Origin of the sequence: Candidatus Nitrospira nitrificans, from assembly GCF_001458775.1 — a bacterium.
GTDB lineage: Bacteria > Nitrospirota > Nitrospiria > Nitrospirales > Nitrospiraceae > Nitrospira_D > Nitrospira_D nitrificans.
The window spans coordinates 35,113-56,101 of record NZ_CZPZ01000006.1; the positions used below are offsets into that span (position 1 = coordinate 35,113).

The window sequence follows — 20,989 nt, forward strand, 5'->3', positions numbered from 1 at the left end:
CCCGGTCTGCCGGGTGTCCTTCGCATTTCCAGACTGCTAAAATGCGGCATGGCTTCCGATGGGCTCTCAACCCTTCCGCATCAAATGCAGACGCTCTATGCAGACGTTATTGTACCCCGCCATATTGCGAAGGCCTTCACCTATCTCATCCCTCCCGCCTTAGCTGAGACCCTAACAATAGGGCACCGCGTCCTCGTCCCGTTTGGACGCATGGTGCTGGAAGGGGTTGTCATCTCACTGAGCAACCGCCTCGCGACCGAGATTCAGTCCGCTTCCCTTAGAGAGATCCGCTCTCTAGCCCACGATGGGGAAGCTTCTACATTGCCTCCGGCGTTGTTCGAACTCTCGCGCGCGATCGCGGAATATTATGTTGCACCCTGGGGCCAGTGTCTTCGCCTCATAGTGCCCTCGATCGCGACGCGGAAAACCTCGCCCGCACGATACATGGCTACTCCGCAGGGTCGCGCAGCCCTAGAAACCGACCTTTGTCCAGACTCTCTGAAGCCGACTCTGGACCGAATTGCCCGACGAACTGCAGGAATCCTGGCCTCGACATTTCAACCACCTCGACAGGCAAAGGCTGTGCAGGGGATCGCCGCCCTCATCAACAAGTCGTGGATAACACTCGTACCCTCGACTAACGCCCACGTCGGGTCTCAAGAGCCGCGCAGGAAACTCACCATGGACGAGCCTGATCGTCGAACACTATGGGATGGCATTCTGCCCACTGACACGCTTCCGAAGATCAGCTCCTCTTGGAAAACGCATATCGCTCACTGTCTTCACAGTAATCACACGAGGACGCTCGTGCTCCACGCCCCATGGGAGCACCGGCTCAGCCGGCTTGCCGACGCTATTCACCAAGCCCACGCAATGAAGCGATCCACTCTAGTTCTGACCGGCGAGATTGCGAGAGCGTCCTGGTTGAAACAACAACTCTCAAAGCTCACGGGCATCCAGATTACCCTCGCGCACCCATCTTCACAATCCGATCGATGGCCACAGGGCCAGGGACTGACTCCCTTGGTAGTCGTAGGAACCCGTTCGGCCATATTTTCGCCTCTTCAATCGATGGGGCTCATCTGGGTGGAGGGAGAAGAGGACCCTGCTCTGAAAGAGCCCCAGGAGCCTCGCTATCATGCCAGAGAGGTGGCTGGTTTGAGGGCGAAGAGCGAGCGAGCGCTCGTTGTGCTGGCATCGGCTCATCCATCTCTTGAATCGAGGTTCAATACCGAAGCCGAGCTCCATCATGTGCCACAAGAAGTGGCCCTTCAACCAACGATTGAGCTCGTTGACCTCCGCAACGAGTCAGCAAGAACCCTCCTTAGCCACACTCTTATTCGGGCAATGCACGACGCCCTACAGGGTCACGTCAAGATTCTGCTCTTTCTCAATAGGAAAGGGTACGCTGGGACCTTGGCCTGTCGAGACTGTGGCTGGGTCCCTCGTTGCGATTCCTGTATCGTGCCGCTGACCTATTATCGTGAAGCCGGCAGGCTGACTTGCCGCTACTGTGGGAAGGCGGATCGGCTGCCGGATCTCTGTCCTTCATGCCGCACTCCTCGTATGAGTCCTGTCGGTGGTGGAACCGAGCGTGTTGAAGCCGAAGTCCGTCGTGTATTCCCGCAGGCCAACGTTGCTCGGCTCGATGGCGACACGCTCCGGCGCTCGGCATCTGCTCACGCTCTGTGGGAAGGCGTCAAGTCGGGCGCGTGGGATATTCTCATCGGGACCCAAGCGTTGTTTGGCGGGGAGCCACTGCCCCGCTACGGCTTGGTGGGAATCCTCCAGGCAGATTCCGGGTTGCACGTCTCGGACTTTCGCGCAGCCGAGCGCACCTATCATCTCCTGGTTGATGCCGCCGACCTGGCCTCTCCGGCGTCCACCGGAGGCCGAGTCATCATCCAGACACGTCTCCCGACGCATTACACCGTGCAGGCCCTGCTATCAGGCCATCCCCATCAATTCTACGATGAAGAATTCGCCGCGCGGCGGCTTCTTCATTATCCGCCCGTCTGCCGCTTGGCTGATCTCTCGGTAACCGGAAAAGACTCTAGAATTGTCGAGGAGGCCGCCAAACGATGGGGTGCGGAGCTTGAACAAAACGCCGATGGCCAGGAGCCTCTGATGGTGTTAGGACCAGTGCCGGCGATACGCAGGCTTCCCAAAGGCCGTCAGCAGTATCGCCTCTTGGTAAAAGGAACGGATCGCACCACTCTCAGCCGACGGATCCATGATTCCGTCCAGAACATGGAGCGAAAGTATCGCAAAGGACAGATCAAATTTCTGATCGACATCGACCCGGTCGAGAATGGATAAAGACTACACGCCTTTCTTCTTTTTGTTCGTCCGAGAAGTCGCCGCCCTTGCAACCTGCGACTCGGATACAGCCGCATCCCCCTGATGGGCTCGTCTGAACAAGCCGTAGGAAAACGAAATCCAAAATACGGATGAGAAGAGACCCAGCACGACGGCGGAGAGGACCGTTCCCATCTCAGATTCGGGAAGTGATTCGGCCTGGCCCCTGAGTTGAATCATCAACACCACGGGCCAGGCAAAGCTTTCCAGGCCAAGCAACAAGGTAGACCACGCCCATAGTCCCGTGATCGACTCCGCCATGAACCATAAAAACAACCCTACGCTCAGAGCCCATCCGACCACGAGGGCTGGCGCGACGGTTCCCCCCCAGATGAGCCAGAACCCAACGGCGGCAACGAGAGTCCCCAGAGACAGATTGATAAATATCATGATGGACGCGATCCAGGCATGGCAGGCAAAGTCTGACGGGAGTCTGACGGGATGTCAATGTGAAGAACGTTGCGCGTACCAGGCGAGTCTCTAGACAGTCAGTTCGGCAGCAACCGCATCGAGGAGGACATTCAGCTCGAATGGCTTGTGAAGCGTCCGCCTGGCCCCAAACATCTTTGCAACGTCCAATAAATCGAGGACGCCGATCGTATCACTTGCCCCTGTCATCGCAATCACACGCGTATCGGGAAACTCCCGGCGAAGCGTCATGATGGCCTCGAGTCCATCCTGATCCGGCATGAGAAGATCCATGATGACGAGATCCGGCGATTTAGCCCGATACCGTTCCACTCCTTCTTTTCCATTCGAGGCCTCTTCGACCTCGTAGCCGGCCTGCTCCAAGGTTTCTCGGATGAGCTGACGAACTTGGCCCTGATCATCAACCACGAGGACCGACGGCATCCGACACCTCCATCGATATACTTGATGATTCGGGGCCGGCGTCGGCCGGAGCACCAGTTGATTCCGAATACGTGGGAGACTGGTCCAAAGCCCGACGGATGGCATACGCCAGCTCATGCAATGCGACCGGTTTGAGGAGGCATTCCGTCACGCCCTGCGAACAGACGCCGTCCAGGCCAGGTGCGCCATGTGACCCGCTGCAGAGAATGACGGAGAGATCCGGTCGAAGCCTCCGACATTCCCCTGCTAAACGATCCCCGCTCATGCCGGGCATCGTCCGATCAGTGATCAGCAAGTCGAACCGGTTGGGCTCAGCTTGAAAAACCTCCAAGGCTTCTACGGCTGTTCTACACACGACTGCATGGTAGCCAAGAAATGTCAGCACCTCTCTTCCGAAACGGACCACGGCGTCTTCATCATCGACGAATAAGATACATTCGCTTCCGTGAGGAAGGGGATCATCCTGTTGAGTCGTTGAGGAAGCACAAGCCCGGAGAACAGGGAGGTAGACCGATACTGTCTCACCGACGCCGGTTTGGCTCTCAACCGCCAAGGTACCGCCATGCGTCGAGACGATGCCGTAGATGACCGCGAGTCCTATACCCTGCCCCTCGCTGGTTACAGTAGACATCGCAAACGAATCGAACAATCGATGGAGGCTCTGAGGGTCGATTCCCTCGCTCGTATTTCGAGCACTCAGGCAGACGTACCTTCCCGCGGAGAGTCGACCGGAGGTCATGATTTGATCGGTGTCAAACTCCTGGTTCCGAAGCTGAACTTCGAGGATTCCTCCCGTCCTCTGCATCGCACGGACGGCGTGATCGACCAGATGAAAAATCATTTCATGCATCTGCATGGCATTGGCCGAAATAGGATTGGTCGCGTGTGCAATCTGTGTTCTGAGCTCAATCCACAATGGGATCGTCGGACGAAGGAACCTGAGGGATTCTTTCGCCAAGGAGTGGAATAACAATGGGCATCGACCCTGGTCGTTCTGTCCGCCGAAGGCCAGCAACTGTTGGATCAGCTCTCGTGATTTTTGGGCCGCCGTGATCACTTGCCTGACATGACGATGCGATTTGGCCTCAGCTGGAATCAACGGAAGCGCCAACTCGCTGAAGCCGAGGACAGCCGTGAGACCGTTATTCAACTCGTGAGCGATGCCGCCGGCAAAGGTGCCGATCGCTTCCATCCTGGCTGTCTCGCGCCAACGAGTCTCGACGCGTTTCCGATCGGTCACATCGACGACCGCCCCCAGCGTACGGACCGGTTGGCTCGATGAACCATCGCTATCGAACGAAGTCCGAGAACGAAGACTGATGTGCCGCATCGCGCCGTCCGGTCTGACGAGACGGTACTCGATCTCATCCAGGCCATCACCCGCCGCAACACCGGCTCGTTGGACCATAGACGTCACCCGGTCACGATCATCCGGATGAACGAGTTCAAGGCAGCGCTGCCATGATGCCGGCTCATCGGCGCCGACACCATAGAGATGCCGTAGGATCGGTGACCAAGAAAGGGAGCCTGCCCGGTAGTCGTATTCAAAGAACCCAACCTGCCCGAGCTGCACCGCAAGGTCACGTCGCGCCTCGCTGTCCTGAAGCGCTTCTTCGGCCCGCCGGCGCGCGGCGGCATCTTCATCCTGAGTCCTGTCAAACGTTTCCGCGACCTGCCCGAGTTGTGACACTTCGCTCATTGTCCAAACAACCGACGTCACCCGGCCCAGGCGGTCTTTCACCGGCGACAGCGAGACATCACTCCAAAACGAGGAACCGCTCTTGCGATAATGACAGATCCGCACACGACACGCCCATCCATCCTGGAGGGCCATTGCAAGCTTTTCCATCGAGGCCCGATCTGTATCCGGCCCGGTCAAGATCGACGTCGTGTGACCGATCACTTCCTGCTCGGCATACCCGGTCAGTGCGAGGAAGGCCGGATTGACATAGACGATGGGATGATGGGACACCCTCGCATCCGTCACGAGCACACTACAGTTCGTCGCCGCGATGATGGTTGAATGCAAGACGTTCTCTTGGCGCTGCCGAATGAGTATCCAGAGAATATAGCTGAGCAACAGGAGCACCCCGAGGAAGAGACCAGCAGCCATGCGGAACAACCTCCCGGTCCGTGCACGCGGAGTCGTTAGGTCTACTAATAATTTGGTTTCAACTTACATGAACCACAGGTGGAATGCCAGGTATGAAGGGTAATCGCAAAATCAGTTTTTTGCACCTAAAAGCGGTAGATCCGAATGTGGGTCGCTCATCCTTGCCGTTTCACAAAAAAGGCGGCCGCCTGTGCGCGCCGCGTGATGCGAAGTTTTTGAAACACGTTGGCCAAGTAGTTCTTGACGGTCTTGTCGCTGAGCCCGAGTGCGACGGCGATTTCCTTGTTGGTCTTTCCCTCGGCAACCAGCGCGACGACTCGCTCCTCCTGAGAAGACAGCTGGTCCGTACCAGAGGTCGCCGGCAGATCGTGAAGCCCTCTCAACCAACGCAGAGCCCTTTCGGTCACAGTAGAGTCGAGGATCGATTGGCCTTTCGCCACCGAGCGGATGGCTTCGAGCAAGGCGGGTGAATCGATTTCTTTGAGGACATAGCCATGAGCGCCGGCGAGCACGGCGGCGATCACGGAGTCGTCGTCGGCGTAGGACGTCAGGAAAATGACCCGTGTCCGCGGCAGCGCCCCGAGAATCTCTCGACAGGCATCGATCCCGGACCCGTCCGGCAGTCGGACATCCATCAGAATCACGTCGGGCTTCAATCTCTGCGCTTGCTGGACAGCCTCCGCCATGGCACCCGCCTCCCCGACGACTATGACATCCTGGGTTTGGCCGAACACCGTCCGCAGTCCCACGCGAATGACCTCATGATCATCGACCAACAGGACTCGAATAACGTGAGTTTTAGGTGTGAGCATAGGGCGTATCCTTTGGAAGATCGAGCGAGACCCTCGTCCCCTTGTCAGGTTTCGACTGGATGGCGAACAGGCCGCGGACTTTTTGAGCCCGTGCCGCCATGTTGGCGAGCCCATGACCAATCCCCTGAACCGAGCGTGTATTAAATCCGATGCCGTCATCCGTCACGGCGAGACGATCGGAGCGGATGAGATCCCGAAGCGATACCGTGATGTGTTTGGCGCGGCTGTGGCGCAACGCATTACTCACCCCTTCCCGTACGATGTTGATGATATGGAGCGCCTGTTCGGTGGAAAGCCGCCGCGCAGCTGCCTCGTCGATTCTGACCCGACATTTGGTGAAAGAGGCGATGGACATCGTTTCGACCATAGTTCGCAAGGCGGTCGAAAAGTCTCCACCCTGCAGCACTTGAGATTCGAGACCGGCAATGAAATTCCGGACTTCCGTCATGACCTGGTTGAGCTGCCCAATGGCTTGATCCAGTGTCGCCCTGAACTTCTCCGCCATAGGATCGCGCTGTTTTTTGATCAGGGGCTTACACGCTTCCAGTCCAAGCCCCACTGCATACAATGCCTGGAGGATTCCGTCGTGGAGGTCCTGGCTGATCCGCTCTCGTTCCTGGAGCGCGGCGCTCAAATCTCGCTCGCGCTGCAGGAGTATCTCCTCCATCCGCTTACGCTCGGTGATATCCGTCGCGGCGCCCAGGACCATGTGAACCTGCCCATGATCGTCAAAAATGGGCCTCTTGACCGTTTGTAACCAGCGCGTCCTTCCCCCGGCATCGGTGATCCTTTCCTCCAAGATGAACCGATCCATCCCGGAACTGAACACCTCAAGATCGCTCCTCCGAAAGAACTCTACCTCTTCCGCATTGACATTGAAGTCAGAATCCGATTTCCCGATCAACGCTTCCACCGTCGTGCCATACCAATCGGCCAGGGCTTTGTTCGCCAATGCAAACCGTCCGTCCCGATCCCTGGCAAAGATGAGGTCTGGGTCGGTGTCGATGACTTGTCGCAAGAACCTGTGGGAGCGATGAAGCTCGGCTTCCGCCTGCTTGCGTTCTGCAACGTCCCGTAAGATCATACAACCATATTCTTGCCCGTCATACTGCAGGTAATTAACGGTCACGTCCGTCTCCAGGACGTTTCCGGTTCGTGACCAAAACTTCGCGTCGAACGTCAACGCTCCCTGCTGTTTCAAGAAATGCCAATGCTCTGCCCACCGTTCCACGGGGAAATTCGGGTCAATGTCATGCACCGTCATGGCCAGGAGTTGCTCGCGTGAGTACTCCAACATGTCGCATGCGGCGTCATTGACGTTGAAAATTCGAGCGTGCGGGTCCAACCACACAATCGCCTCCACGGCCTGATCCACGGAGAACTGGGTTAACCGCAGCGCCTTTTCCAATCGCTTGCTCTCGGTGATATCGTCGCCGACCGTCACACTGCATTGCTTGCCGTTCAACTCAATCAATTCCGCCGACAAGAGACACTGGCGAACTTCGCCGCTCTTGCTTCGGAGCGCCACTTCCACGTTGCGGACGGATCCCTGGCTCAGCAACAGTTCGAGATAACGGTCCCGCGCCTCCGTCGAGGGCCAGAGTCCTATTTGTTGCGTCGTGCGTCCTACGACTTCTTCTTTGCTATAGGCGAACAGCTGACACGCGGCATCATTCGCGTCCACCACGAGACCGGAGTCCAGCTCGCTTATGACGACCGGATTGGGACTGGCTTGGAACGCCTTCGCAAAACGCTCTTCGCTCCTGCGAAGCGCTTCCTCGGCCTGCTTGCGGTCCGTGATGTCGTTGGCGATGGTCACCACACAGAGCGTTCCGTTGAGCTCCGCGAGATCAGCGGAGGCCAGAAGGTAGCGCAACGCGCCCGATTTGATCTTTAAAGCAAACTCCATGTTGCGCACCGGCTGCCCGGCTTTCAAACGCTCGATGACCCGTACTCTGTCCTCGAGATTCGGCCAGATCCCCAGCATCAACGTGGTGCTTCCGATCACTTCTTCGCGACGAAAACCGAACAGTTCCAGACAGGCATCGTTCACCTCGATACAACGGCCCGTTGCGACCTCCGTGATCCCGATCGGATGAGGACTCGTTCGAAAGGCTTTGGAGAATCGTTCCTCGCTTTCCCGCAGAGCTTGCTCAGCCTGCTTCCGCTCGGTGACATCGACTGTCGCGCCGATCAGGTGCGTCAACCGCCCGTCCTGATCACGAACGCTGTGGCAGCGAACGTCAGTCCACACCATCGAGCCGTCTTTCTTGACCATCCTCAGCTCATAGTGACAGGCATCGGCTGCTCCGCTTTGGACCAATTCCCAGTTCTTCATGGCGATCGGCTGGTCCTCCCGACAGACCAGGTCCAGCCAAACAAACGGATCGGTGGAGAGTTCTTCAGGCGCATAGCCAAAGAGGGCTTTGAGATTGGCATCCGCGTGGTATTCACCTCTGATGACATCCAATTCCCAGACGCCGACCTTGCCGATGGCCGTGGCGCGTGCGTAGCGTTCTTGGCTGGCCTGAAGTTCGGCCGTACGTTCCATCACTTTTCGTTCTAATTCTCCATGTGCGCGCTGAAGCGCTTCCTCCGACCGTTTGCGATCCGTGATGTCCTGGAACGTTCCGTACGCTCGCACGGCTCGCTCTTTCACCACGTCGACCTTGCCGACGACCCGTACGGTAACCCGCCGCCCCTTCGCCGTGAGAAGCTCCAACTCGAGATCCCACGGTGTCCCCTGCTCCGCCCCTTTTCTGAGCGCTTCGGCAATAAGGGAGCGGCTGTCGGACATGCAAAAATTCACCGCCGTCTCCACCGTCGGGCTATACAGCTCCGGTGTCGTGTCGTACAGCCGGTAGGTTTCGTCGCTCCACCACAGACGGTTCGTCAGGAAATCCAACTCCCATCCCCCGATGTTCCCGATCGCTTCGGTTTGGGCCATCAGCGCCAATTGTTGCTTGTGGTGCGTGATGTCCTCCGCAATGCCCGCAATGCGATGTTCCCGCCCCGCCATTCTGACTCGGCGATCGGAGATCCAGCGGACATGACCATCTCGTCCCACGATCCGATACTCGCAATGGAACACCGCCGCCGCTCCTCCGCCGACAAACCCCTCATGGTGCGCCTTCACCCGAGTACGGTCATCCGGATGGATCGAGTCGAGCCAAAGGGACCAATTACGATATATTTCTTCCCGCTCGATGCCCCAGATACAGGTGAATGCGGAATTGACATACAAGACCTTTCTTTCGTCCGGTGTCACATCCGCGATCCAGAAGGCTGAACCGACCGACTCGGCGAACTGCTGCCACCGGGCCTCGCTCTCCCTCAACGCCTCTTGTGTACGATTGCGCTCGGTGACATCGGTGGCAATGACGCCGATGGCCGAGAGACGACCAGCCGCATCGCTCACCGGGAACTTGACGACAATGCTGGTATGAGGCCCGTCTTCCTGCTCCGCGACTTCCTCAAACTCCTGTCCTCGTCCGCCGGCCAACACCTGTCGATCATGCGATTCAAACTGTTCGGCCTGCTGTGGTGAAAACAGTTCTCGATCCGTCTTCCCCAAGGCCGTGCCAGGATCCAGCCGGAAGACTTCGTCGAACCGCCGATTGGTATACACATACTGCCCATGGTGGTCTTTCAGAGCGGTCAAATTCGGCGCGTTGTCGAAGAATTGTCGAAAGCGCTCTTCGCTCTGACGCAGGGCTTGCGTCCGGTCGCCCACCTGCTGTTCCAATGTGGCGTTAAGATCGGCCAACGCTTTCTCCGCCTGCTTGCGCTCGGTGATGTCCTCGCACACGATGAGCGCCAAGGATTCTTCAACCCGATTTTGGAGCACGCGCGCGAGCTCGCGTACCCACAAGACCGAGCCGTCGCTTCGCACCTTGCGGAATTCCCATTGCGCGACTCCTTCCGGCCGACGAAAGAACGCCTCCATCTCGGCACAGACGCGCGCGCGGTCTTCCTCGAAGAAAATCGACGCCACCGACTTCTCGACCAGATCCTCGACGCGATAACCCAAGTACTGCGCGCCGTACTGATTGACGGATCGAAGGATACCTGTTCCATCCACGGTAAAATACATGGAGGGAGTTTCATCATAGAGAGTCCGGTATCGCTCCTCGCTCTGACGCAGAGCGTCCAGGGTCGATTGGCGGTCCAGCTCACCGCCGAGCCACCGGGCCATGAGTTGAATGAAATCCCTTTCGGCCTCGGTAAAACGTTTTGCGCGAGGTTCGGTATTCGCAAAACACAGGGTCCCGTAGGTGCGCTCCCGTCCGTTGATCACGGTCCCGATGTACGATTCCAACTTCAGCGCGGCATACGCCGGGTGCCGCCGCCACTCCGGAGAAGCACCGGCATGTTCGAAACTCAATGTCCCGCTCTGGCGAAGGGTCTCGCTGCAGTACGTCTTGCCCAGCGGCACACTCATACCAGGGTGGAAAGCCGTACCAGGCGCGTTCACCTGCCCCACCTCCAACGCTTCGCCCCGGATAAAGGTCTCCATTCCGATCGGTGTGTCGAAGAATCGGCACCCGAGGTGAAGCAGCGCTTCGACCCGCTCCTTGAGCGACTGGCCCTGCGCCGATGCAATATCGTGGAGCGCGCGGATCGCCTGTCGGCTCCTCCACAGGACCTGTTCCGCTTGTTTTCGCTCGGTGATATCGGAGAACAGGCCGAGGATCGCCGGCTTGCCGTTCCAGTGGATCCGCGCTGCCTCGACCTGAACCGGGATCGATGTTCCATCCATCTTCAGATAGATGCGTTCCGCGCTATGGACGGAGACCCCGCCGTTCAGCAGGCGTTTCACATTCTCGCGGACTTCCGGATGATAGTCCGGATGGATGAATTCAAACGTCGGCCGGTCCAGAATTTCCCGAACGGCGCTCGCTCCCAGGAGGACGGCACCCGTGGGGTTGATGTAAACCGTTCGTCCTTCACTGAAGACGACGACACCAGACGGTGAAAGCTCGACCAACGTCCTGTACCGTTCTTCACTCTCCCGTACCGACTCTTCCATCAGTCTGCGATCGGTAATATCGACATGCGAGCCGAGCACGCGAATCTGTCGACCATCCGCCTCCGCGACAAACGAGGCCCGCGCCTCGATCCAGCGATACTGCCCATCCTTGTGCCGCAGCCGAAATTCCTGTCGATAGTCTCCCTCGCGGCGGGACACGTAATCTCGCACATACGCCATCACCGCATCCCGATCCTCCGGGTGTAGACGCGCCGTCCATGCTTCAAAAGAATCCGCGATCTCCTCCGGCTCGTATCCCAGCTGACGCTTCCATTCGTCGGAAAAGACCACGTCGTTCGTTTCGGTGTTCCAATCCCAGAGTCCGATACCTGACGCACGGAGGGCCTGTCGGAGTTTTTCTTGCGAAGCCCGGAGCATCGCCTCCACGCGCTTCCGCTCGGAAATGTCGTGAGCATTCACGATCACGCCGCATCGGCCATCTGAATCGCGGATGATCCGACCGATTCCTTCGAAATTTCTCCACACGCCGCTCTTGTGGTGAAAACGAAACTCGGCGAACTGAGGCGTTCCAGGCTGCTGAACGAGCAGATGAAATTTTTCGGTGACGGCGGGAAGGTCCTCGTGATGAACAAATTCGACCGCGCTACGCCCATTGAGCTCGTGCTGGGCATAACCGAGCCATCGTTCGACCGACGGACTTTCATACCGGATCGTGCCGTCCAGATTGAAAACGATGATGACGTCCGAGGAGTGCTCGATAAGCGCGCGAAAATGCGCTTCGCGTTGTTGCAGAACCAGCTCCGCCCGCTTGCGATCAGTAATGTCCAAGGCCGTTCCGGACATACGGCGGGGTTGCCCGCCGCTATCACGCCCGACCTCGCCGCAGCAATGAATCGTCCGTACCTCGCCATCGGGGCGGACGACTCGGCATTCCAGGTCGTATGCTGCGACTCCTGCTAACGCGTCATCGATCGACGCCAGCACCCGATCATGATCGTCCGGCAGGATCGCCGACACAAAGCTGTCGAAGGTGACCGCCCGTGATCGAGGTTCATAGCCGAAGATCCGGTAGAGTTCATCCGACCATTCCACCTCGCCGCTTGCGATGTCCCAACTCCAACTCCCCAGATGAGCAAGGGCTTGTGCGACCTCGAGGTGACGAGTCTGTTCGTGCAGGACTCGGTCACGTTCGGCCAATTCACGGGCGAGATCGGCAACTTGCCTGCGCAGCAGATCCAATTCAGGACGGTGACTCGTGGGATTCATGATGAGGCTCCTTGCCGTCGCGACGCCGACAGCACCTCAACAGCCAGCGCAACTCACAAGAGCGACCAGGTCGCGTCGCGAATGAGGATTGATGGTGACGGCCCAGCCTACTACTTCCCAAGTTCCCAAGAAAAAACCTCGGGATGGGGCTAGTGTCCTATGGGAATGCGTGAAAGTCTAGATCCAAATGGCCCGGAGTCTCTAGCCGGAATCAGCGGGGCTGCATCGATCGATGGTGCCGAAGGCGGGACTTGAACCCGCACGGCTTTCGCCACACGCCCCTCAAACGTGCGTGTCTGCCATTCCACCACTTCGGCCACCGAAAAATCAGAACCGTCACACGGGACGCCTGACTGAGGGGAGGGGCATTATAGAAGTAGGGTAAAATTCTTGTCAATCAACCGGACGTTCTGTAGAATCGGCACCTTATTGTCCTATGGCGTTCTTCCATGACGCGAACAGACGCACAGGGCCTCTCCTCTTCCATTGCGGCATTTTTTGATGTCGACAATACCATTTTGCCCGGCGAAGCGAGCGAAGTCAGATTTTTCCGCTGGCTGTGGCGACGCGGGATCGTCGGGTGGCCTGAAGCTCGCGAGAGCGTGTCGTGGCTCCTGCGGCATTTTCCGGCATGGTCGCTGCACCCGCTCCGCGAGCGGAAGCTGTACCTGGCCGGAAAACCTTCGCAAGTGATTCAACCGTTGGGCGAGGAGTTTTGTCGCGAGGAACTCTGTCCTCGTGTCTCTCCCGCCGCCATGCGGATGCTCGACGAGCATCGCCGTGCCGGCCATGCCATCATTTTCGTGACCGGGTCCATCGATTTTCTGATCGCCCCCGTCGCTGACGCGCTTCGGGTTGATCGTTGCTTTGCCACTCGATTGGAGCAGCAGAACGGACTCTATACCGGTTTCCTAGTGCCCCCCCTGCCGTATGGAGAAGGGAAGCGCCAACTCATTGATCGATTGACCCATGAACTGACGTTGGATCTGTCCCAATGCTATGCGTACGGAGACAGTCCCGGTGATCTCAACCTGCTCCGGGCCGTAGGCCATCCGACGGTGGTGAATCCGATTCGTGGCATGGCCTCCATCGCCCGACAAAAGAACTGGCCGATCGTCAAATGGCGATGAGTGACTCCTTGTGATCAAATCAACCGCCTCCTTGGTGAATCATCCAATCGACGATTCGGTTAATCCGCACATGACTCATGCGCGTCACTGAAATTTTTCATAGCGTTCAAGGCGAGTCGACCTTTGCCGGCCTCCCATGCGTGTTCATACGTCTCACCGGTTGCCCGCTGCGATGCACCTGGTGTGACACGGACTATGCGTTCTTTGGCGGAACGGACCGGTCCATCGATGACATTCTCGACAGGGTGCGATCCTACGGGTGTCAGTTGGTGGAAGTAACGGGCGGGGAGCCGCTGGCGCAACCGGACGCCGGCACATTGCTTCGTCGATTGTGCCGCGAAGGATTCACGGTCCTCCTTGAAACGAGCGGGGCGGTGGACACCGCCATCGTCGACCCGTCGGTCCGCATTATCTTGGACGTGAAATGCCCGGGAAGCGGCATGACGGACCGGATGCACTGGCCCAATGTCGAACGGTTGCGGCCACAGGACGAAGCAAAATTCGTCATGCAAGACCGGAGTGATTACGAATGGGCGAAAACCATTCTGGATCGCTTCCGGTTGACCGCTCGCTGCTCGGTTCTCTTTAGTCCGGTGTTTGGCGCGCTGGATCCACGACAGTTGGCCGAATGGCTCTTGGCGGATCGATTGCCGATTCGCCTTCAGTTGCAACTCCACAAGCACATCTGGACACCCGATATGCGGGGAGTGTGAAGACTACCGCCGTCGATCGAGACGGAGAAGTTCCGATGACAATCAACAATCGGCTGATGCTGCTTACCCATTGATGCATCAAAGGAGAATCGATGCCCATTCTGCGAGTTCACGCGAAACAAGGACATGCTGACACCGAGACCACCGACGCACTGGTCCTCCTGCTTTGTGAAGGGGAGGGACTGCCGAAGGAAGATGGGGCCATGCTGGATCAACTGCTCGGTGGAGCCCTCCGTGATCTTCTGCAATCCAAGGAGTTCGATGGAAAGGTCGGTACCGTCCTTGTGTTTCATACGCACGGGAAAATTCCGGCGAAGCGGTTGATACTGGTCGGCATGGGCAAGAAACAGGGCTTGGGGTTGGATCAGATACGACAGGCGATGGGACATGCCGTCAAACGGGTGCGCCAAGCCAAATCCGGTTCCTTTGCGGTGGCGCTGCCGAGCGTCACGCCGCATGGGGCGTCGCCGATCGACGTGGGCCAGACCATGACCGAAGGGGCGATCCTAGGAAGCTATCAATTCACGGCCTATCGCAGCGAGGCCCCGACGGGTAAGGACGTGACGGCGATGACGGTTCTGGCTCCGCAGAAAGATCAGCTGCCTCGGCTGTCGGAAGGGATTCGTCGCGGTGTCGCGACCGCTGAAGCCACGGTCTATGTTCGGGATCTCTGCAACCATCCGTCGAATGTGATGACACCGACCAGGATCGCCAGTGAAGCAAAAACCGTGGCGAAGGAAGTCGGCGTGAATCTCAAGATCCTTGAACAAAAGGACATGGAAAAACTCGGCATGGGCGCGCTGCTGGGGGTCGCGAAAGGCAGCCACGAACCGCCGAAGTTCATCATTCTCCAGTACCACGGAGCCAAGAACAAAGCCGATCGCCCGGTCGTGCTCGTCGGCAAGACGATCACCTTCGACACGGGTGGGATCTCGCTCAAACCGGCGGAGAATATGGAACAGATGAAGGCCGACATGACCGGTGGAGCGGAGGTATTAGCCACGATGCGGGCGGCGGCGCGGCTGAAGCTCCCCCTCAATCTCATCAGCATTCTCCCGGCGGCGGAGAATATGCCCGGCGGCCGGGCGATGCGACCGGGCGACGTGGTCAAGACCCTTTCGGGCAAGACCGTGGAGGTGCAGAACACGGACGCCGAGGGCCGCCTGATCCTGTCCGACGGCCTTGCCTATGCGACGCGATTTAAGCCGGCCGCGCTGATCGATATCGCCACGTTGACGGGAGCATGCGTCGTCGCGCTGGGTCAGTTTGCCATCGGAATGTTCGGCACCGATGCGACGTTGAAAGATGCCATTCAGAAGGCCGGTCTTCGAGCGGGCGAGCGGGTATGGGAAATGCCGTTATGGGAAGAATATTTCGAGCAACTGCGCAGCGATGTGGCCGACATGCGGAACATCGGCGGGCGTGGGGGTGGCATGATCACGGCAGCACTGTTTTTAAGCAAGTTCGTCGGCGACGCCCCTTGGGTGCATCTCGACATCGCCAGCACCGATTGGAGCGAGCGGGAACGGGCATATATCCCCAAAGGCCCGACCGGCATCGGCACTAGACTGTTGATCCAGTTCCTCATCAATCGCTCACTCTAAGGCGAGAGAAAGACGGTTCGACGATGTCGTACGATCAGATCGGCCAACTCTTCATGATAGGGTTCGATGGCGCCGCTGTTTCCGCGGACCTCGCCTCCTTCATCAGGGAATATAAACCCGGTGGGGTCATTCTGTTTTCGAGGAATCTCGAATCGATCGCGCAGATCGTTGAATTGACAAGCGACCTTCAACGCTGCAGTCCACACTCCCCCCTCATTATCTCTATCGATCAAGAAGGCGGACGGGTCTCACGGTTGCCGAAGGACTTTACCATTTTCCCACCGTGTGAAGTCCTTGGGCGATGCCGTTCCTCTGAACTGGCTTACGCCGCGGCAGCCACGACCGCAACAGAGCTCAAGGCCGTCGGCATCAACATGAATATGTCTCCGGTGCTGGACGTGAACAGCAACCCCGCCAATCCGGTGATCGGTGATCGCGCCTTCGGTGCAACTCCTGACCTCGTAGCTGAATTGGGGTTGGCCACAGTGGGCGGCCTCCAGGACAATCGCGTCGTGGCGTGCGGAAAGCATTTTCCCGGTCATGGCGATACCAACTCGGACTCGCACAAGGAGTTGCCCATCGTGACGGCGCCGCGCGAACGGTTGGAGCGCATTGAGTTTCCTCCGTTCCGGCGGGCGGTTGCGAACGGCGTGGCGACGATGATGACGGCCCACGTTCTGTATCAGGCGTTGGATGAGAAACGGCCGGCAACCTTGTCCCCGACCATCATCGGGAGATTCCTTCGCGAGGAGCTGCACTACGACGGGGTCGTATTGACAGACGATCTCGAGATGCATGCCATCATCGATCATTACGGCATCGGCGACGCGACCATCCAGGCCATCCAAGCCGGTTGCGACATGCCGTTAATCTGTAAAGACCGCAACCGCGTCGTAGCCGCGATGACTGCCGTGGACAAGGCTGTGGCGAACGGGGACATCTCTGCCGGACGGTTGGCCCAATCCCTCGCGCGGATTCGCCGCGTGAAAGAGCGTTTCCTGCTTCCCTATCGCCCTGTGATGATTTCAGATGCGAAGCTTGTGGTGGGGTGCCGAAGCCACAAAGCGCTCTTGCGCTCCATCGACCGGACAGGAGAACGATTCGCGAAATCCGACCTATGACCTTTGCCTTCCTTCTTGCAAAATAACAGGCTGGACAACTTTGTGCAGTGTCTCTCAGGAGAATTCCCTGGCCGAGATGGAAGACCTCACCTCACTGAAGTGAGGAAGCGAAACCTCCCTCATTCCCCTACCGAATACCTTGCCCTCTTCTCATCTCTTGTGGCATCATGAACCTTCCTGTGGAGGGCCTTATGGCCTCATTGCTCGAGTACGTTGGATCTGTCCATATTTTTCTTGGGCCCTACCGGGGTAATCCGATCGCGATCTATTTGCGGCGGACGGAATCAGGCTGCCAGGTCGGACCGAAAGTCTATCCTTGGAACGATGTCCTGGGTATCGGTGAAACACCGAATAAGGCCGCTGCCGATTTCGAGGAAAAATGGAAGACAAAGGGCTTAACAGCGGACATGTATTCGGGTCCAGCCTGGGAAGGAGGCATTAAGCCGGAACGACCGGCGCCGCCCAAACCAGCTGCCCCTCCACCTAAACCGGCTACTCCACCCAAGCCCGCAACCGCTCCAGTGGAAACCACCCCCGGATCGCCTGTTCCGGCCGCTCCCGTCACGAACACGGTTCGACCTGCGACGGTTCCCGTTGAAGAGCCTTCTACCGCAGCACCCGCTTCCTCACCTCAGCCCTCCGGAAAGTCGGACTAGACTTCCTCGTTAGAGCCGTCCCTCACTCATCGCGGCCGTGGATTGACGGCCGGGGCTGCTAGTTTACTGTGTTTCATTCCATAAGCCGCGTACACGAGAATCCCAATAACGGTCCATACCACAAAACGGATCCATGTTGCCCAAGGCAAACCAGCCATCAGGTATAGACATGCCGCGATACTTGCGAGTGGCACGAGCGGCATCAAGGGAAGACGAAAGGGCCTGGGCAGATCCGGTTTTGCGTACCGGAGCACCATGACCCCAAAGCTGACGAGTATAAAGGCAAAGAAGGTTCCGATGTTGGTCATATCGGCCGCTTCCCCGATCTGGAACAACGCCGCCAGGATCGCGATAGCCGCTCCGGTCAGAATCGTTGCCCGGTGGGGGGTTCCAAACGTTGGATGAACCTTTGAGAGCCCCGGGCTCAACAGTCTATCACGCGACATGGCAAAGAACACCCGGATTTGTCCCAACATCATGACGACCAATACGCTCGTGATACCCGCTACCGCTCCGATGGCCACGATGGCCGCGCCCCATTTAAACCCGACGAGGCTGAGCGCTTCAGCCACCGGGGCATGAATGTCGATGTGGCTGACGGGAACCAGGCCGGTGAGGACAGCAGCGACGGAAATATAGAGCACGGTGCACACAGCCAGCGAACCAAGGATACCCAACGGAACGTCTCGTTGGGGGTTCCGAGCCTCCTCCGCAGCGGTTGAGACGGCATCGAACCCAATATAGGCAAAAAAGATGATGGCCGCCGCCGCGCGGACCCCCTCAAATCCGTTCGGCATAAAGGGCGTCCAGTTATCGGCACTCACAGAGGGAGCCCCCACGGCGATGAAGAAGAGAACCACCGCAAGTTTCAGCAGGACGATCATGCCGGCGGCACGGGCACTTTCCTTGATTCCGATCACGAGAATAGCCGTGACCAACAAGACGATGATGGCTGCGGGAAAATTGGCGATACTTCCCTCAGGACCCCCCGCCCAATGCGGTGGATTGGTCGCCCAATAGGGCAATTCCAGGCCGGCAAGCTTCAAGAGTTTGTTGAAATAGCCGGACCAGCCGATAGCAACCGCGACGCACGCCACGCCATATTCCAAAATCAGATTCCACCCTGTGAGCCAGGCAAGAAACTCGCCCAGTGTGGCGTAAGAAAACGTATAGGCAGACCCGGCGACCGGGATCATCGCTGAAAATTCAGCGTAACACAGCGCGGCTAACGCGCAGGTGATGCCGGAAAGAATGAAGGAGAGCACAATCCCCGGTCCCGCTCCCGGCCGATGTGCGTCACCGACGATGGCGGTTCCGACCAGGACGAAAATGCCGGTCCCAATAATCGCGCCGATCCCCAGCGCCGTGAGATCCCACACCGTTAATGTTTTCTTGAGACGATGCTCTGGATGCTCGGCGTCGGCCAGAATTTGATCGATGGGTTTCGTTCGGAGAAGCTGGCTGCTCACGGTCCCTCCCAAGCTCAACGTGCCGGAATTCGCGGTGATGGGGTCACGAGGCCGCGGCTCCATCTGAGATCAAAGTATGGCCAGGGGACCACGGAACCAGTCGGCAGTGGGTGCTGGAACGGTCCTGAGAGATCATGCACGCGTCCGGTGGGCCGCGCGGAGCAGGGCTTCAAACAGCCGCCGATGGACCGCATGCCGCTCGAACAAGAATTCGGGGTGCCATTGGATAGCGAGGAGAAATCGATGTGCGGGGGATTCGATCGCTTCGATAATTCCATCGGGGGCCATGGCGCTTGCGCGGAGCGACGGAGCCACTGTCTTGACCGATTGGTGATGGGAACTATTCACCATGAGCGTTCTCTTTCCGACCACCTTGTTCAAGAGGCTCTTAGGCACCACGGTCACGGGGTGAGCGACATGGATCGCCTTCGCTGTTTGACGATGATCCAACGCACCGGGGACTTGCGCGGGAATGTCCTGATACAGGCTTCCTCCGCAGGCGACATTGACCGCCTGCATTCCTCCGCAGATTCCCAACAAAGGAAGATCCCGCTTCCTGGCCTGAAGGACTACCTCCAACTCAAAATCGGCGCGGCGTTCGCTCACCAGCGGAAACTTGTAACGCTGTCGCTCGCCATAGAGACTCGGCGGAAGGTCCGGTCCGCTTCCGGTGAGGAGCAGCCCATCGACACCGTCAAGAAGCCGCCGCCGGGCAGATGGTTCCGCTATGAGAGGAAGGATCAGAGGAATACCGCCGAGTTCTTCAACGGCCCGAATGTAGCGAGCCCGCAAAAAGTAGGTCGGCTCACGCCCGCCCATATCCTTCCTGTCACCGGCATTAAAGTCTGGGGTCACGCCAATGACAGGCTTCATACTCAATACGCGGGCTAGTTCGTCGGAGCAGGCATGACGGAGGTTCCCTCATTTTCGGCAGCGACACCGAGGAAACGTACCGGGCGATCGCCGCTGAGATGCTCCGGAGTAATGACGTAGGTGCCGTACATGCTGGGGACCCAGATACTTTTCGCCGTTGGCTCACTGAATCCCGAAAACACATAGGCAAGACCGCCGACTATTCCACCCCCGATGGCAAATGCGGCTTTAAACGGGAAATACAAGATCGTGGCGGCAGCTGAGGCAGCTCCCATGCCGGCCCCGGAAGCCGTCCCTTGCTGTGTATCGGCGGACGACGACTGACTCCAGGCCGGAGCGACAAGCATCGAACAGTAGGTGATGACAAGAATGAGAACCACGATTGGGAGTCTCACGTGCAGCGCCTCCTTCCTTTTTCACATCCACAACGATGGGATGCATGAATGATCATACACGAGTCCTGGCATGCGTTATAACAAATTCGCCGCTGAATGCAACCCCCCTACAGGCCGCGACATCAACAGGAAGACGGCAACGAACGATCAGGGGCCAGATCCAACTCTCCCAAGATATAGGCGAGAACATAGTCGACGCGATTGCCGGCTTCGCGATCCAATTCGATCGCCAACTCATCGGCTTGGATTCGCTGACTTTCTTGGGCCATACCCGCTTGCAGCCTGAGATCCAACTTGCACCAACAAACAGCTTGCGCAAAGCAATCCGCCATGCGTTCTTGATAGTGAGGACGCTCCTGGGGATCGAGTGCCATCAGACTCTTCGCAAGTCGATCGGCAAGACGCATCTTCTGTTGAAGCCCCGCCAGCTGGTCGGTGCTCATCTCAACGGAGATCTGAATGCCTGCTTTCCAACTCCGTTTTTTCACGTTGAACACACAGGCCAGCACGTCGGGGCGCCCCTCGACCGGCTCTGGCCCGAAGAAGAACGTGACTCGATAAGAGGGGACGTCGCGAGTTGATTCCGGAACCATGGAGCGCCATTGTACCATGATTCACACGGCGACCCGGTGCTTGA

The 20,989-nt window shown here is 58.2% G+C and carries 15 protein-coding genes, 1 tRNA gene and 1 pseudogene; 7 read left to right on the forward strand and 10 right to left on the reverse strand.

Annotated features, from left to right (window positions below; all coding sequences use genetic code 11):
* Positions 1–84: 84 nt before the first annotated feature.
* A pseudogene (locus COMA2_RS21255) lies at positions 85–396 on the forward strand (primosomal protein N' family DNA-binding protein); the annotation flags it as partial.
* Between the two features lie 285 nt (positions 397–681).
* Positions 682–2,319: a replication restart helicase PriA gene (priA, locus tag COMA2_RS05135; RefSeq protein ID WP_245630887.1), complete on the forward strand. Its 1,638-nt coding sequence runs from the start codon at positions 682–684 to the stop codon at positions 2,317–2,319.
* A gap of 3 nt (positions 2,320–2,322) precedes the next feature.
* Here priA and COMA2_RS05140 read toward each other — a convergent pair whose 3' ends face one another.
* From COMA2_RS05140 to COMA2_RS05165, 6 genes are all read right to left on the reverse strand, one after another.
* Entirely contained in the window at positions 2,323–2,748 is a 426-nt protein-coding gene (locus tag COMA2_RS05140) for a hypothetical protein (RefSeq protein WP_090895276.1), read from the reverse strand.
* Between the two features lie 90 nt (positions 2,749–2,838).
* A complete protein-coding gene (locus tag COMA2_RS05145) occupies positions 2,839–3,210 on the reverse strand; it encodes a response regulator (RefSeq protein ID WP_090895278.1) in 372 nt (123 codons plus the stop codon).
* Entirely contained in the window at positions 3,188–5,323 is a 2,136-nt protein-coding gene (locus COMA2_RS05150) for a hybrid sensor histidine kinase/response regulator (protein WP_090895279.1), read from the reverse strand. The genes COMA2_RS05145 and COMA2_RS05150 overlap by 23 nt, the downstream gene beginning before the upstream one ends.
* 155 nt (positions 5,324–5,478) lie before the next feature.
* Complete coding sequence (locus tag COMA2_RS05155; RefSeq protein ID WP_090895281.1) at positions 5,479–6,135, reverse strand: response regulator; 657 nt, start codon at positions 6,133–6,135, stop codon at positions 5,479–5,481.
* Complete coding sequence (locus COMA2_RS05160; protein ID WP_090895283.1) at positions 6,122–12,391, reverse strand: PAS domain S-box protein; 6,270 nt, start codon at positions 12,389–12,391, stop codon at positions 6,122–6,124. Before COMA2_RS05160 ends, COMA2_RS05155 begins: the two co-directional genes overlap by 14 nt.
* Before the next feature lie 233 nt (positions 12,392–12,624).
* A tRNA-Leu gene (locus COMA2_RS05165) sits at positions 12,625–12,708 on the reverse strand.
* 132 nt (positions 12,709–12,840) lie between these two features.
* Between COMA2_RS05165 and COMA2_RS05170 the strand changes: the two genes are divergently transcribed.
* The 5 genes from COMA2_RS05170 to COMA2_RS05190 all read left to right on the forward strand — a co-directional run bounded on the left by COMA2_RS05170 (position 12,841) and on the right by COMA2_RS05190 (position 17,615).
* Positions 12,841–13,521, forward strand: a complete 681-nt coding sequence (locus COMA2_RS05170; protein ID WP_090895284.1) for an HAD family hydrolase — start codon at positions 12,841–12,843, stop codon at positions 13,519–13,521.
* 77 nt (positions 13,522–13,598) lie between these two features.
* A complete protein-coding gene (gene queE, locus COMA2_RS05175; protein WP_090895286.1) occupies positions 13,599–14,234 on the forward strand; it encodes a 7-carboxy-7-deazaguanine synthase QueE in 636 nt (211 codons plus the stop codon).
* A 92-nt stretch (positions 14,235–14,326) separates the two neighbouring features.
* A complete protein-coding gene (locus COMA2_RS05180; RefSeq protein WP_090895287.1) occupies positions 14,327–15,838 on the forward strand; it encodes a leucyl aminopeptidase in 1,512 nt (503 codons plus the stop codon).
* A gap of 23 nt (positions 15,839–15,861) precedes the next feature.
* Positions 15,862–16,959: a beta-N-acetylhexosaminidase gene (gene nagZ, locus COMA2_RS05185; RefSeq protein ID WP_090895288.1), complete on the forward strand. Its 1,098-nt coding sequence runs from the start codon at positions 15,862–15,864 to the stop codon at positions 16,957–16,959.
* 191 nt (positions 16,960–17,150) lie between these two features.
* The gene (locus tag COMA2_RS05190) at positions 17,151–17,615 is read left to right on the forward strand and encodes a hypothetical protein (RefSeq protein WP_090895290.1); all 465 of its coding nucleotides are present in this window, start codon (positions 17,151–17,153) and stop codon (positions 17,613–17,615) included.
* A 26-nt stretch (positions 17,616–17,641) separates the two neighbouring features.
* On the opposite strand, the gene COMA2_RS05195 is transcribed toward COMA2_RS05190, so the two are convergent.
* From COMA2_RS05195 to COMA2_RS05210, 4 genes are all read right to left on the reverse strand, one after another.
* Entirely contained in the window at positions 17,642–19,084 is a 1,443-nt protein-coding gene (locus COMA2_RS05195) for an amino acid permease (RefSeq protein WP_245630888.1), read from the reverse strand.
* A 132-nt stretch (positions 19,085–19,216) separates the two neighbouring features.
* Positions 19,217–19,957 (reverse strand): gamma-glutamyl-gamma-aminobutyrate hydrolase family protein, encoded by a 741-nt coding sequence (locus COMA2_RS05200; protein ID WP_090895293.1) that lies wholly within the window; start codon positions 19,955–19,957, stop codon positions 19,217–19,219.
* A 14-nt stretch (positions 19,958–19,971) separates the two neighbouring features.
* Complete coding sequence (locus tag COMA2_RS05205) at positions 19,972–20,352, reverse strand: hypothetical protein (RefSeq protein WP_090895295.1); 381 nt, start codon at positions 20,350–20,352, stop codon at positions 19,972–19,974.
* Positions 20,353–20,474: 122 nt separating this feature from the next.
* Positions 20,475–20,945 carry a hypothetical protein gene (locus tag COMA2_RS05210; RefSeq protein ID WP_139077081.1) on the reverse strand — a complete coding sequence of 157 codons (471 nt, stop codon included), beginning with the start codon at positions 20,943–20,945 and terminating at the stop codon, positions 20,475–20,477.
* Between the last annotated feature and the right edge of the window lie 44 nt (positions 20,946–20,989).